11 protein-coding genes are annotated in these 13845 nt (G+C 49.8%); 4 read left to right on the top strand and 7 right to left on the bottom strand.

Features of this window, described 5'->3' with window-relative positions; all coding sequences use genetic code 11:
• Positions 1 to 2 precede the first annotated feature (2 nt).
• Positions 3 to 734: a TatD family hydrolase gene (locus tag BUC02_RS09715; RefSeq protein WP_073322001.1), complete on the bottom strand. Its 732-nt coding sequence runs from the start codon at positions 732 to 734 to the stop codon at positions 3 to 5.
• Positions 735 to 858: 124 nt separating this feature from the next.
• Between BUC02_RS09715 and BUC02_RS09710 the strand changes: the two genes are divergently transcribed.
• Positions 859 to 1056: a hypothetical protein gene (locus tag BUC02_RS09710; protein ID WP_073321998.1), complete on the top strand. Its 198-nt coding sequence runs from the start codon at positions 859 to 861 to the stop codon at positions 1054 to 1056.
• Positions 1057 to 1151: 95 nt separating this feature from the next.
• Here the strand turns inward: BUC02_RS09710 and BUC02_RS09705 are convergent, their stop codons facing one another.
• The gene (locus BUC02_RS09705; RefSeq protein ID WP_073321995.1) at positions 1152 to 2705 is read right to left on the bottom strand and encodes a hypothetical protein; all 1554 of its coding nucleotides are present in this window, start codon (positions 2703 to 2705) and stop codon (positions 1152 to 1154) included.
• Positions 2706 to 2874: 169 nt separating this feature from the next.
• Between BUC02_RS09705 and BUC02_RS09700 the strand changes: the two genes are divergently transcribed.
• Together BUC02_RS09700 and BUC02_RS09695 are read left to right on the top strand one after the other, a co-directional pair.
• Positions 2875 to 3888 carry a hypothetical protein gene (locus tag BUC02_RS09700; RefSeq protein ID WP_254794182.1) on the top strand — a complete coding sequence of 338 codons (1014 nt, stop codon included), beginning with the start codon at positions 2875 to 2877 and terminating at the stop codon, positions 3886 to 3888.
• A complete protein-coding gene (locus BUC02_RS09695) occupies positions 3881 to 4315 on the top strand; it encodes a type II toxin-antitoxin system VapC family toxin (protein ID WP_073321990.1) in 435 nt (144 codons plus the stop codon). Before BUC02_RS09700 ends, BUC02_RS09695 begins: the two co-directional genes overlap by 8 nt.
• Positions 4316 to 4376: 61 nt before the next feature.
• On the opposite strand, the gene BUC02_RS09690 is transcribed toward BUC02_RS09695, so the two are convergent.
• The 5 genes from BUC02_RS09690 to BUC02_RS09670 all read right to left on the bottom strand — a co-directional run bounded on the left by BUC02_RS09690 (position 4377) and on the right by BUC02_RS09670 (position 12247).
• Positions 4377 to 4790, bottom strand: a complete 414-nt coding sequence (locus BUC02_RS09690) for a YraN family protein (RefSeq protein WP_073321987.1) — start codon at positions 4788 to 4790, stop codon at positions 4377 to 4379.
• A gap of 236 nt (positions 4791 to 5026) precedes the next feature.
• Positions 5027 to 6529, bottom strand: coding sequence for a serine/threonine-protein kinase (locus BUC02_RS09685; RefSeq protein WP_073321984.1), 1503 nt, complete (start codon positions 6527 to 6529; stop codon positions 5027 to 5029).
• Positions 6526 to 8616, bottom strand: coding sequence for an ATP-binding cassette domain-containing protein (locus BUC02_RS09680; protein WP_073321981.1), 2091 nt, complete (start codon positions 8614 to 8616; stop codon positions 6526 to 6528). The genes BUC02_RS09685 and BUC02_RS09680 overlap by 4 nt, the downstream gene beginning before the upstream one ends.
• Before the next feature lie 93 nt (positions 8617 to 8709).
• Positions 8710 to 9903 carry a pyridoxal phosphate-dependent aminotransferase gene (locus BUC02_RS09675; protein WP_073321978.1) on the bottom strand — a complete coding sequence of 398 codons (1194 nt, stop codon included), beginning with the start codon at positions 9901 to 9903 and terminating at the stop codon, positions 8710 to 8712.
• Positions 9875 to 12247, bottom strand: a complete 2373-nt coding sequence (locus tag BUC02_RS09670) for an MMPL family transporter (RefSeq protein WP_217653077.1) — start codon at positions 12245 to 12247, stop codon at positions 9875 to 9877. Before BUC02_RS09670 ends, BUC02_RS09675 begins: the two co-directional genes overlap by 29 nt.
• A 241-nt stretch (positions 12248 to 12488) precedes the next feature.
• Here BUC02_RS09670 and BUC02_RS09665 point away from each other — a divergent pair, with 241 nt between their 5' ends.
• On the top strand, positions 12489 to 13823 hold the full coding sequence (locus BUC02_RS09665) for a BamA/TamA family outer membrane protein (protein WP_073321973.1): 1335 nt from the start codon (positions 12489 to 12491) through the stop codon (positions 13821 to 13823).
• Positions 13824 to 13845 lie beyond the last annotated feature (22 nt).

Below are 13845 nucleotides of genomic sequence, written 5' to 3'. Positions count from 1 at the left end.
GATTAGCGAACGAGTTGTTCCGTTTCTTTTAAATGCTCCATGAGGGCATCTGCAATTTTCGCGACAGATTCATTCTTCAAAAGGTTCGCCGTGCAGAAAGTTTCGTCGGCATCGGTTTCAAACCGGATTTGTTCTGCAGGAATCTGCGGAATGGCATCAAGGGTTGCCTTTTTGTGGAAGGAGTCCTGGTGCAATGAGAAAATCGGATTGAGTTCCTGGGCAGACTTTACGGTAGAAATATCGCCGCCAAAGCGGTGGAATACCGTATGCACCATGGGCTTGTTCGGATGCTTTCTGCCGGGGTAGTTGCAGTCTTTTAAAATCTTGACAATGCGGCCGTAGTCGCCGACACAGTGAATGTGCAAATCGCGATGGAGTCTTAGTGCAAGTTCCACGTGGCGCTTGAATGCGGCTTCTTGAAGCGAACTTTCTGTGGCTGAATAGCCGGGGTAGCGCTTGTCAAGACCGCATTCGCCGACGCCTGCATCGGGGTTGTCGACAAGAATCGTTTCGAGACGTTCCCAGTCGGCTTCCGTCACGTCGGCAATGGCCATCGGGTGAATGCCGTAATTGCGGGTACAGCCTTCAAAGAGCGAAACACTCATCTTCTGGAGAATTTCCCATTCATAAGGCTCGCATGCGATTGCATTGAAGTGCACCCCCCGTTCCGTTAAGGTCCGGGCAAGCGTTGTCGGCTGCGGAAGCCGTGCCAAATGAAGGTGAAAGTCGTACATACCCTTAATATAATCCCGAAAAAGGACTTTTTATCAATGAAAAACAAAAAAAGTTCTTGTTTTTTTGTGCGAAAAAGCCTAATTTAAGAGTATTCATGTTTCTAGCGTTAAAAAGGAGTTTTTTATGCGCGATCTTTTGGAAAAAGCCTTAAACAAGGGTCTTGGCGTTTCATTTACCGTTGAAGGTGGCTTTGCTGTAATCCGTATTACTAAAGGCAACGATGTCGTTGCATCCTGCAGCCTTGGTTCGGGTGATTTCCGCACGAGCGTAGAAGATTCCTTGCAGTCTCTGTTGCTAGACCTTGACCGTAAGGGGTTGTAAAAATACAACTCCAGAATATTCCAACTTGTATTTTTTAAAAATGAAACATCCCGCGGAATTCCCGCGGGATGTTTTCTAATGGTTGTTTTAAAACCTTAATTAATCCTACCAACCAAGTTACCCGAGATGGTGTAGTCCTTGGTGCAGCCGTAGCTGTGGAAACCTGCAGACAGGCTGAAGCGGCTAGTGAAGGCCTTTTCGAGATAGAGAGCAGCCAAGACATCCTTGATGTGATTGGGCTTCTTGCTCATGCCCCAGAAGTCGCGGTGTTCATGACGGTCGCCAACGTATTCGGCTTCGACAAGGATTCTGTCGACAACCGGAGTGTAGATTGCGATACCGCCAGTAACGGGAATCACGAGGTCGTCGGCCATGTCCATGAGGGCGGCTTCAGCGAAGATGTCCACCGTGTTGGAGACAATCGGCAAGTTAGCCTTCAAGGAAGCGTTGTGCTTGATGTCGGCCTTGCTGTCGTAAACGACATCGAACATGTTGCTGCGGTAAGCAAGCTGAACCTTGAGGGCGGAAATGCCGGCGAGGTTGTGGAAGTTGAATGCAGCACGCAGATCACCCTTGTTGAGGTTTTCGGACTTGCTGATCAAAGAAATGAAACCGGACATGTTGTCAGACGGAGTGAAACCGAACATCAACTGGTTTTCAGACGGCTGGGTAGAAAGGAATCCGGCCAGGTAACCGTCGATGTAACCACCGAAGTAGTCACCGCTCTTGTCGGTGTTGTCCCAACGACCGACCTTGAAGGTGAACAGGTCTGTTTCCTGCATGGCCCATGCTTCGTCCAGAGAGTAGTAGTCATCTCCATACTGGCGGGTGCCTTCGCGGAGTTCGGCCTTCTTGGTTGTCTTGTCGAGGTTGTCGTCAGACCTGAGGTCGGCGGGGTAGAAGGCTACGCCAATCTTGCCCTTGAAATCGTCTGCTTCGGCGAGTACGGCGAAGTTAGCTTCTCCCTTCCAGGTTTCGAAGTTGTCGCCCATTTCGTCGTCTTCGCTAGACCAAAGAACCTTACCGGCTTCGAGTTCGAAGTCTGCGTTGATGTCGAAGTTAATCTGGTTCACCGACATCACTGCGTTCTGAATCATTTTTTTCTTTTTGCGCTTTTTCTTCTTGGCCGGTTTCTTTGCCGGTTCAGCGGCGGCGACTTCGGCTGCCGGAGCGGCTTCTTCTGCCTTTACTTCTTCGGCCTTGGCTTCTTCTTTCGGCTGTTCAGCCTTAGCTTCTGCCTTCGGGGCTTCGGCGGGCTTCACTTCTTCAGCCTTGGCTTCTTCTTTCGGTTGTTCGGCCTTAGCTTCTGCCTTCGGGGCTTCGGCGGCCTTCGTTTCTTCAGCCTTTGCATCGGCCTTCGGCTGTTCTGCCTTCGCTTCTGCAGCAGGCTTTGCTTCAGCCTTGGCGGGTTCGGCAGCCTTGGCGTCAGCCTTTGGCTGTTCTGCCTTGGCTTCGGTCTTAGCCGGAGCGGCGGCCTTGGCGTCAGCCTTCGGCTGTTCGGCCTTGGCTTCAGTCTTTGCCGGAGCGGCTGCAGGTTCAGCAGTTTTTGCCGGGGCTGCAGTAGCGGGGGCTGCTGCAGGGGCCTTTGCTGCCGGAGCAGCAAATACGGCTGCGGCCATAATGCAAGAGGCGATAAACATCTTCTTCATAAAAGGAACTCCTTTATATATTCCACATGTTAAATTTTAGTAAAATATTCCTTCTTTCAACAATAAAAAGTTAACTTTACTCCCACAAAGAGGTTAAGTTTTGAAAAAAATTCATTTTTTTACGGTTTTAATTTCGCTCTGTTGCTCATTTTCGTTTGCTCAGGAAACTTTGACAGTTTATAAGAAATCCGCTAACGGCATTGATGAAAATTCTCCTGCAGGTTCGCTTGTCTTTACAGACCAAATTCGGGAACTTCCGCTTCCCATGGATTCTGTAAAAAAAGTCATGGTCGTTAGGGATACAATTCAAGTTAAAGACCGCAAGGGCAATGTCAAAAAAGACAAAAAGGGACGCCCCAAAATCAAGGTGAAAAAGCGTCGCGTTACGATTTGGGAAAAGGTCGAACCCAAGGAACCGCCCCGCTTTGTTCCTATCCAGTGCAAGCTGGGTGAAGTTTGGGTCAAACGCGCCGACCTCGCCCGGTTCCAACAGGCGTCCATGGACTTGAGCGGTGAATATGCATCCTCTACCGGTAGCGTGTTCCTCAAGAAGTCTCCGACCAATCCCCGCTACTTCTCGTTTGTCATTCAGAATGGTCCGTTCGGCTACCGTGCTGAACTCGAAGCCAGTAATTTGGAACTCCGCGAGGCAAACGGACATGCCCGCTTGACTTATTCCGAAGAAGGCTGTACGGTAGATATCGCCGTTGCAGACCGTAAGGTGAGGGTTGCCCAGCGTGGTTGCACCGAATATAATTCCGGCAAGTACAAGCTGGAAGGCGAATACAGCAACTACAAGGGTAATCGCCGCACGGTAGAAACCTTCAATATGCCCGAACAGAGCTTCAAGTACAAGAAGTACCTGTGGTGCGGGAGCGGCTTCGACAGTTGCGAAAAAGTCAAGGACGACAACGGAGTCGTGACCATTACCTGGAGTAAGGGCGGCAATGGATTCATTGAACGCGCCGCCGGTGAAGATGTCCATACCTACCGCCCGTTCGAACACGTGATTCCGCACAAGCGCGATTTCTATAACGGCGAAAAGCCCATTGCCATCAAGACGAAGCGTACTGATATGGCGGGTGAATGGATGATTTGGTATTTCTACCCGAAGGCAGAACGATTCAAGATGGTTCGTGCTGGCATGCGCGAAGATATCGCCTACATGGAAATCTATGAATAAGGCGCTTGAAAAGTCGAGAGTCCTCTTTCTGGATACAGGTGCCGTGGTGCGCTTGCTACAGATGCACCCGGATTATTATCCGGTGGTGTCTTCGGTTCTTGACTTTGCCTACGAAAATAACTTGACCATTTTGGTATCGAACGTTACTTTATTTGAACTTTCGAAGAAAGCCTTTGCCGCTGGCGAAGGTCTTCTGTCGCGTCAGTACCGCGAATTCTTTGAACATTCCCGCAATGTCAAGGCTTGCGAAGTCACGGGCGAGATTGCCGTGAAGGCGGCCGAACTTGCGGCGAAGAATCTTTCAACCGAAGAATCCATGCGTTTGGCAACCGCTTACGTTTGCGGTGCCGACTGCATTCTGACGGATTGTACAGCCTTCCGCGACATGACGGATATTCCTGTTGTGCTCCTCGACGAAGTAGAGTAGTGCAATGTGGAATGAGGAATGTGTGATGTGTAATTAAACATCTCACATCACACATCTCACATTATAACTGCGGGATTACCTGTGTGCCTTCAAAGGCGTTTTTGTAGTGCGCGAACTGCAGGGGCTTCTGGTAGGCTCTTGCTGTCAGCACGTCAAAGCGACAAGGCGTGTCAAAGCCTAAAGGTGCATGCTCTTTTTGTGTGGCTATAAAATGGCAGGCGGTCTTCCAGATTTTCTTTTGCTTTAGGGTGTTTACGCGGGCGGCCGGATTTCCTTGCTGGTTGTTCCACACGGACTTGACTTCAACAAAGACGAGTGTCTCTCCGTCGCGGGCGACAATGTCCAATTCTCCGCCCATGTAGGCGTAATTGCGGGCGAGAATCTGGTAGCCTTCGCGGCTTAGGTAGGCCGAAGCGAGTGTTTCGATGTAGTTACCCTTGGGCCGATTGGATGCTTTAGACATGTTGTTAAACATAGAGTTCCTTTTTGAAGAGTGTCTCTATGTATATACGCCAGTTTTTAGAAAAATGTGAAAAATGAGCCCGATTTTATTCCGAATTATAATTCCAACTCCGAACTCTGAAATCTGAACTCCAAAATCTGAATTCCGAGTTCAAACTCCAACTCCGAATTCCGAACTCCGAACTCCGAAATCTGAATTCCGAGTTCAAACTCCAACTCCGAATTCCGAACTCCGAACTCTGAATTAAATTAGGGCAGTTCCATGCCCAACAGGCGAATTTCAGAAATGGCGAAGTCTTCGTTTTCTCCATCGTAGACTTCATCCAGGTAAACCTTGAGTTCGCTGGTTTCCATTGCCTGAATATTCGGGTACTGCATTCCGCGGATGTTTTCAAGCTTGATTTTCTGCTTGAATCCGTCCTTGGTTTCGAGCGTTACGATCTTCGGCTTCTTGAAAATGCGGAAACGGTCGCCGAAGGCGTCGTCTACGGATTTCTGGTAACCGATAGCGATGCCGAAATGCGTCACGATGGCGTTTCCGTCGAAGTAGAGCGTGAGTACCGGATTCTGCGGCTTTTGCGGCATCGTGTGGAGCCATGCCGTCTTAAGGTCGTTGTCGTTCAAGTTCTTGAGCGGGTAGCCGTTGCTTTCGTCAATTTCGAGAGCCTTGGTTTCGTAGTTGCCAAGAGCTTCGCTCCATTCCAGTTCACGCAAGGTACTTTCGGGCTTGTGCGTCAGCATCAGCAAAATCAGGAGCATGATGATGAGCGGGAAAATGAAGATGGCAAGAGCCGTGAGCTTCTTTTGGAGCATGCGGGCGCGCGGCGTGATGATGTTTGCCATTTCGGCAATCGATGCCGTGCGGCGGCGGAGCGGCGTGTGGCCCATGGTGGGGCGCTGTACCGTCTTTTCGGTAGGGAACACCTGGTCGCAGGCGTCCAGGAATTCCTGCATGTCATGGAAACGTTCGTTCAGCTTTTTCTTTAAGCACTTGAGGATCAACTTCGAAAGTCCGGGGGGCATGTCCTTGCGGAAAAGTTCCGGTGCAGGCGGCTGTTCCTGAACGTGCTTCAGGGCGATTTCTACCGGGCGATTACCTTCGAAGGGGAGGCGGCCGCAGGTCATTTCGAAAAGAATCACGCCCATGCTGTAAATGTCAGACTGAATGGTCACGTTGTCGCCGTGGCACTGTTCAGGGCTCATGTATTCGGGGGTACCCATGGTCATGCCCGTGCGCGTGAGTCTGTCCTTTTCCATTTCCTGGATGTAGGAAATGCCGAAGTCCATGATGTAGACGCGGTTGTCGCGGGTAAGCATGATGTTCGACGGTTTCACGTCTCGATGAACAATGCCCTTGCTATGAGCGTAAAGAAGTCCGCGTGCAATCTGGCGGATAATGACTTCGATTGCTTCGAACGAAAGCTGTTCCTTCTTGTGCAGAATGTCGGCAAGGTTAATGCCTTCCACATAAGTCATGGCAATAAAGAGCTGGTTCTTTTCTTGACCGAAGTCGAATACGTGAACGATATTCTGGTGGTCCAGTTCCTTCATCGCCTGCGCTTCCATATAGAAACGCTTGATCGCTTCTTCATCGGAAGAGGCGTCCAAAATCTTGAATGCGACTTCGCGTCCGAGCCTCTTGTCTAGGGCTTTGTAAACATTTCCCATGCCCCCTTTACCGAGGGTGCCAATGAGGTCGTAGTTTTCGTTAAAAGGACGCGGAAATACTTCAGACTTTTGCGGGGCGATCATTTTGCTTTCTTAGACCAGTTTAGTTTTATTGCAACCACAATATAAAAACATAATGTGATGCCGAGGGCAAGAATTGTGTTTTCGATAGCGTCTTTGCGTTCTAGGAGCAGGTTTAAAAGGCTTGCCTGGTTGTAGCGGGACCAAATAATGGTCGAAAGAATGCGCCCGATAGCTTGCATTTGGTCCAAGGGCACCAGGGCTCCGGCCAAGGCGACCTGCGGAATAATCAAAAGCGGGAGCATGGCGTTTGCCTGCCCGGCGTTTTTAGAAAGCGAACTTACGGCAAGGCCTACGGCAACAGGTGGCAGAACCATCAGCAAAATCACGGCCAAAAGCGGTAGGGGAGAGGGCCAAATATGCGTACGGAATCCGACAAAGGCAAAAACGATAAAGGTCTGGATGAAGGCGACCGTTGTGGGGAGAATCGCTTTGGCCAAAATGGTCGGAAGAATCGGGACTCCCTTGCGGAATTCTGCCTGCAAGATTTCTTTTTCCTGTACGATTTCCCGGATTGAGAGTGAAAGCGAAAGCCAGTTCGCCGAGAGTATGATTGCAAACGCGACAATCCAAAGCGATGTGGCGTCCGAGAATATTTGCGAGAACAGGAATCCGATAATGAGCGGCTGCAAGAGAAGCGTGAGGAATTTGCCTTTGTCCCGGATCCATTGCTTGGCGGTAATCGAAATCTTGTAGAAGAAAACGGGTGACAAGTTGGTCTTCGGGAAAAAACTGGGGACCAACGCTTCGAGAGTCGAGGTGCTTCTTACGGGACCGACACGGTTCTGTAGAATGGTTTGCCAGTTAGAAGCCGTGTCGTCGTTCAAGTTCGTGAGAATCGTTTCAGGATTTTCGCTGTCAAAATAGCGGTAAGCTTCTTTGGGGGTGCCATAGAAAGCCTGCTTGCCTTGGTGCAGCACAAGAACTTTGTCGGCGATTTCAAGCGCTTCGTAGCTGTGCGTAGTCAAAATAATCGTGTGCCCGAGGAAGGCGAGCTGCTTCAAGTGCGTGCAAAGAATCTTGGAGTTGTAAGGATCGAGGCCAGAAAGCGGTTCGTCGAGTACAATCAGGCCCGGATTTCCCATGAGTTCTTTAGCAAGGGCGACTCGGCGGCATTCGCCGCCGCTGAGCGTGCGAATGGGGTTGTCAAGCCTTGCGCTCAGCCCGAAAAGTTCGCCGAACTTTTCGAGTCGCCCAGTCGCATTCCGCTTGAAATCGATCTTAGACATTCCGACTCGGGCTCCGTCCAAGAGCGTTTCTTTAACGGTCAAGTCGCGGCGCAGTTCTGGATCTTGCTCCAAGAAGGCGATATGCTTGCGGATTTCTTCGTTGCGGTAATCAAGCTTTCCGATGCTTACAAAGGAATCGTTACCGCTCTTATGCTTGCCCTGCAGCAAGCGCAAAAGGGTCGACTTGCCTTGGCCCGAACGTCCGATGATGGCGAGGATTTCTCCTGCATGCAGCTTAAAGTCAATGCCCGAAAGCAGTTGTTTTTTTCCGGCAAAGACATCCAGGTTTTCGATTTCCACATCGAATCCGAGCGGCAAGTTCTTGCAAGTGAGTTCGCCCTGCGCGTAGCTCATGGTGCAGCCCGGCAGGCGAATCATTCGGCCTTCTTCCAACTGAATCAATCGGGTGGATTTCCCTTGCGTATTGACAATTTTGTCATTAAAGCTGATTTCGGCTTTTCCGGCATGGAGTCTTGCGCTTGTGCCTTCAGGAATATCCATGTGCAGGCTGTCGAGAGATTCCCAAGCGCTATTCAGACTCTTGGTTTGCACCAAGTCGCGCTCGACCGATTCCATCAGCAAGAGCTGCAAGTGCCCGCGTTTGAGGGTCGCACGGAGCTGCATCGGGCCAATCTGAATGGTATCACCATCTTCAAGTTCTGCCGATTCGACATCGTTTCCGTTGACTTGTGTCACGCTGTTCTGCGTGAGGTTCTTTAGGTTCCAATGTTTGTCTTCGAATTCCAGCACCGCATGGTAGCGCGAAACCATCGGGTTGTCAAGCACCAGAGAGTTATCTGGCTTGCGACCGATGGTAAACGGCTCGCCAATCTGCGGAGTGACTATTCTAAACGACTGCATTTGGTTAATGAGGAATGAGAAATGTTGAATGAGAGATGTTTGATGGATTTTTAATTACACATCACACATTTCACATTTCACATTTCACGATAGTTATTTTAGATTGCTCAGTCCCCTTATAAATCGGTCACATGCCTTCTGCAAGGTCTCGTCGCTTGCGGCATAAGAGAATCGCACGCAGCTGTCGTCACCGAAGGCGGCTCCCGGCACAATGGCGAGACCCTGGGATTGCAACAGGTATTCGCAAAGATCGATGGATCCGTCTATTACCTTGCCTGCGGGCGTTTTTTTGCCGTAGAAACTCTTGACGGGCGCAAACAGGTAGAAGGCTCCTTCGGGAGCGCGGCACGGTTCCGGCAAAACCTCGGCGGTGCGCTTGAGCATGTAGTCGCGGCGCTTGCGGAAGGCGGCCTGCATAGCGTGAACATTGCTCTTGTTCATCTGCAAGGCACCGAGGGCGGCATACTGCGCCACATTGCTCGGGTGGTGCGTGGCCTGTCCCTGGATTTTTCCGATAATCTTTGCGATTTCTGCAGGAGCGGCGTCGTAACCGATACGCCAGCCTGTCATGCAGTGCGACTTGGAGAATCCGTTAATCACGATGGTGCGCTCGGCCATGCCGGGCAGTGCTGCTGCGGAGCAGAATTCCGTGTCGTAGGTGAAGTATTCGTACACTTCGTCCGAAATGCAGTAAATGTCGCTTTCGACAATCACTTTGGCAAGCGCTTCAAGTTCGGCCTTGCTGTACACGGCGCCCGTCGGGTTGCAGGGGTTGTTCAAGAGGATCGCCTTTGTCTTTGCGGTAATGGCCGCTTTCAAGGCTTCGGGCTTGATTTTGAATCCGTCTTCAATCTTGGTGTTCACAATCACTGGCTTTCCGCCGAGCCATTTCACCAGTTCCGGGTATGTCACCCAGTACGGGGCCGGGATAATTACTTCGTCGCCTTCGTTTACGAGCGCTGCGAGGGAATTGAACACGGCGTGCTTTGCGCCGCTTGTCATAATGATCTGTTCGGGCTTGTAGTCCAGACCGTTTTCAACCTTCAGTTTTTCGGCCACGGCCTTGCGGACTTCCAGAATGCCCACGGGGGCGGTGTAGCGAGTCTTGCCTTCACGAATGGCCTTGCAGGCGGCATCTTGAATCGGGGTCGGAGTCGGAAAATCGGGTTCGCCTGCACCCAGGCTTACGATGTCCTTGCCGTCGGCAATCATCTGTTTTGCCAAGGTATCGATAGCGACGGTTAAAGAAGCTGCGATATTAAGAGTTCTTGTGGATAAGTCTTTCATGTCTGAGTTTAGCCTTTTTCAAAATGCGGTAGGCGTCCAAGGTGCTGGCCACCAAGGGGTAAATGGTAAAATGCGAAATAAAGATGCAAATAAGTCCGAGCGCTGCAATGAGGCCCATGCCGTTAATTCCCGGGTGTGACGAGAACAGCATGGCGATTGCACCGATAAACGAAGCACCCTGCGCAATCATGACAGAAATCAATTTCGTTTGCAAAACACTCCAAGCATTTCCGCCCTGCTTTTCGTAGTACGAAGACCAAAGTTGCAATGATCCGTCAACACTGGCGCCAATCAAGAGGACAAACGCGATAGAACTGTATGCCGAAATCTGGATGTTGAATACGTGAACCAGAATGGTTACCCAGCTCATGGCAAATAGCGACGGCAATAAGGTAAAGAAGGCTCGACTTAGCTTGTTATAGAACATCAGGAGAATAATCCAAAGTAGCACCGTTCCCAAGAGAATGGACTTGTTGATGTTTCCGAGAACGGTGTCCAAAAGCGAGGCTCTCAAAATCGGTGTGCCGCAAATCTTGAAGGTCTTGTCGTGAATTCCGTCAAGTTGCATCAACTGCTTTGCAATGTGGCGGCAGGTGAGTCCGTTGTTCGGGTCGGAACTGGGAATAATGAAGGCGAATACGCCCGGATTGTCTTTTTTGTCTGCAAACTTGCGACGTATGTTTTCGGACAAAACAAAGTCTTTGACTTCGTTTTCGTAATTATCGAACATCTCGACAATGGAGGCGCTATCCTTGGGGCTAAGCCTAGAAAGAACATCTTCCGAAATCAGTTTTTTCAGCGTTTCGATTTTATGTTTTTTCTCGACACTGACCTTGGGCATGAACTGGTATTGCGTGTAGATTTTGCCAAGGTCCTTGAGGCGACCTTTCTTTTGCAAGTGCTCAAAGTTTTCAACCAGGTCATCGTTGTAAGACGAATCGGGGAGCATGACGATAATCGGATCGTAGGTGGAAAAGCCCGTTTCTGCAATCAAGGCTCTCGCTTCGCGTTCTTCCAATTGCATTTCGGTCTTCTTGAAATCGTAGAGGAATGTCAGGTTCGTGCCGCTGTAAAGCCATGCGACCGCACTTACAATACTGATAACGACAATGATAATCCAGTTAGTCTTGAACGAAAACAGGCGCTTGCGGTGATTGGGGGTGATGCTGCTGAAACTGATGTCAAAGGGCTTCTTTTGTTGCAGGAGCAGCAAGAGCGAAGCGGTCAACAGCGGGCAGACCATCAGGTTGAGTAGGCTTCCGATGGCACCGAGAATTCCGAATTCGCGAAGTCCGGGCAGAGGAACTAGAATAAAGGCGCTAAACAGGCTTGCCATGACAAGCGAAGAGGCTGCAACCACAGGACCAATTCCCAACAGGGCGCTTTCGATACAGAGGGCGGGGCTCAGCTTCTGTTCGCGTTCATGGAAGTACCTGGTGTAGACATGCGTTAGAACCTGGCAGGCATGCCCCGGTAGCAAAAGCCCAAGCGAAAGCGTGAACAGGTTGATTCGCCCGAACAGCAGGTACGCACAGGCGAGTGTAAAAATAGTCGGAATGGCAAGCGGAATCGCCGAAATGAAAATCAGTTGCGGCTGGCGGTAGAAATTGATAATGAGGAGTACAAGGATAATGAGTGCTGCCATGCCGCCGGCAAACTTTGCTTCGGGCAGCAACGCCTTTCCGGCTTTAATGGAATCGTAGACTTTCCCGGTATAGTAGACGTTAATGCCCTTTCCGTTGTCTTCGACAAATTTTTCGACCTTTCGCAAAAGTTCACGGTTGGCCTGCAAGTCCGAAACCGATGTGGTGGGGTAGACGTCGACTACGCGGATAGACCCTTGCTGGTTCGAAAAATCCTGTTGCAGACTTTTGAAATATTTGGACTCGATTTGCGAAATGATTTCGATTGTGTCGCGTGCAGGCGCGTCAGCCGGAGCCTGGTTGCTATCGGTCAGGTCGACCAGGAGGGGATTGTGCTTGTTGATTTCGGCGGACCTTAGGCTGTCCAGTTTTTCGATGACCTGGTCCAGATCGTTTTCGCTTGCGTATAAAAGCTTGTTTTTCTTGAAAAAATCCAGATCGGTCGCATATTCGGCGTAATGAACCTGCGGGTCGTCTTCAAGGTATTTCGCAAGATTTTGGGCAAACTTGAAATTGGCGGTACTGTCCTTGGACTGAATAACAATCGTCAGACTTCCGAGTCCGCCGAATGCATTTTCGATTGACTGGTAATCGGCTTCGACTTCATGTCCTTTCAGAGTGTCTTGCAATTGGATTTCCCAACGGAGATTTTCGATGGGGTAAATACATGCAAGTGTAACGACAAGAAACAACCCGATCATCGCTTTAGGATAATGGGCAATCTTTCGAATCAATTTGGCGAAAGCCGAAAACATATAAATAATATAACTATTATATTCTTTGTTCAAATTATTAAACTAAATTGTAGGCATGATAAAAAGGGAGTCGCAAAGTCTCTTTGTTTGGGTTATTGTTGCGCTATGCTTATTTGGCGCGGTATATGCCTATGCAGAAGACGAAACTCCTTCGGATTCTACCGAGCAAGCGCCAGAAAAATCGGCCATGTCGTGGCCGCTTGAATATATAATCCAGCCTTTCCTGAACGGCCTGATTTACCCGGTGGCAAAGCCCGTGGACTACGCCATCAAGAACGGTATTATTGAGAAGTCTGTAGAATTGATTTCTTTTGGCGAAGATTACAAAATCATGATTTACCCGAGCTTCAATTTCAAGCCGGGTTCGCGAACTATGGTCGGTGCGAATTACCGCCATCGTAGTGTATTTTTCAATCGAGACTACTTGGTGCTGCAAGGGGAGTACTACGCCAACGGCGATGTCGGCTTTACGGCTCGCTATAACAAGCAATCCCTGTTTGGAACACGCTTCTTTGGCGGTTTCCGTTACGACATCGATTTAGACCGAGACAGCCGTTTTACCATTCCCGAAACAAAGAGTAATTACCTGCAGCCCGATTCCAGCTTCCAGTTTAGCTGGCGCTTGGGGGCTCCGATTGCATATACCTCGAACTGGAATGCGGAACTTTCTACTTCGCTGTATTTTAGTCGCGCCAGTCATCCCGATGTTCAAGATTCAATCTTGGTTAGCGACGAATACAAAATAGAAGACAGAGGTCTTTATCAGAATGTAATGCAAATTCCGATTGGTCTTTCGTTTGTCTATGACAATCTGGATTGCCCGTATGCGCCCTCGCGCGGCTCCCGTATTGTGCTGAACGGCAATTATACAATCGTAGGTGAATATTCCGGTGTCCGCTACGAAGATTTGGGAATCACGCCTGAAGAAGACCAGGATAAAGTCCTCAAGGACGGTGGCTTGAACCACGATTTCATTATCACGGAATTTATTTTCCAGCATTACTTTTATTTGGGAAATGCGAAAAAATACGTGCTTTCGGCAAAAGAAGGGCGCGAAAACCGCAGGTTCTATACGGACTTTTCGTGGGACGAGGCGGTTCGCGTGTGGCGTCCGGAACAGGTGCGCAATACGCTTTTTGAACGCCGCGTCATAGCGGTTCAATACCGCATGGTGAACCTTTGGGAAGTCGAAGAGGGCGGTGCCCCGCACAATGCGTTTATCACGTTGAACGCAAGGTCTCCTTTGCGCGGTTACGGCGATAAATGGACAACCCATAACCTGATGACTTTGAGCATGGAATACCGCTGGCCGGTAGACCGCTTGGTCGATGGCGTTCTCTTTGATGAATATGCCCTGATTGCTCCGAAAATAGACAAGTGGAGCCTGGACCATTATTACAATTCCTGGGGCTTCGGTATTCGCGTCCGTATGCCCAATATGTACCTGTTCCGTGTCCAATTCGGTTTCCACGGTCTGCATGGCGTGAACCTGATTTTGACTATCGCTCCCGAGTTCAGGTAATTTTCTATCTTTACCTTTGTAA

This window comes from Fibrobacter sp. UWOV1, from assembly GCF_900142495.1.
Taxonomy (GTDB): Bacteria; Fibrobacterota; Fibrobacteria; order Fibrobacterales; family Fibrobacteraceae; genus Fibrobacter.
The sequence above is the reverse complement of the archived record's forward strand: the minus strand, read 5'-3'. Positions and strand labels throughout refer to the sequence as shown.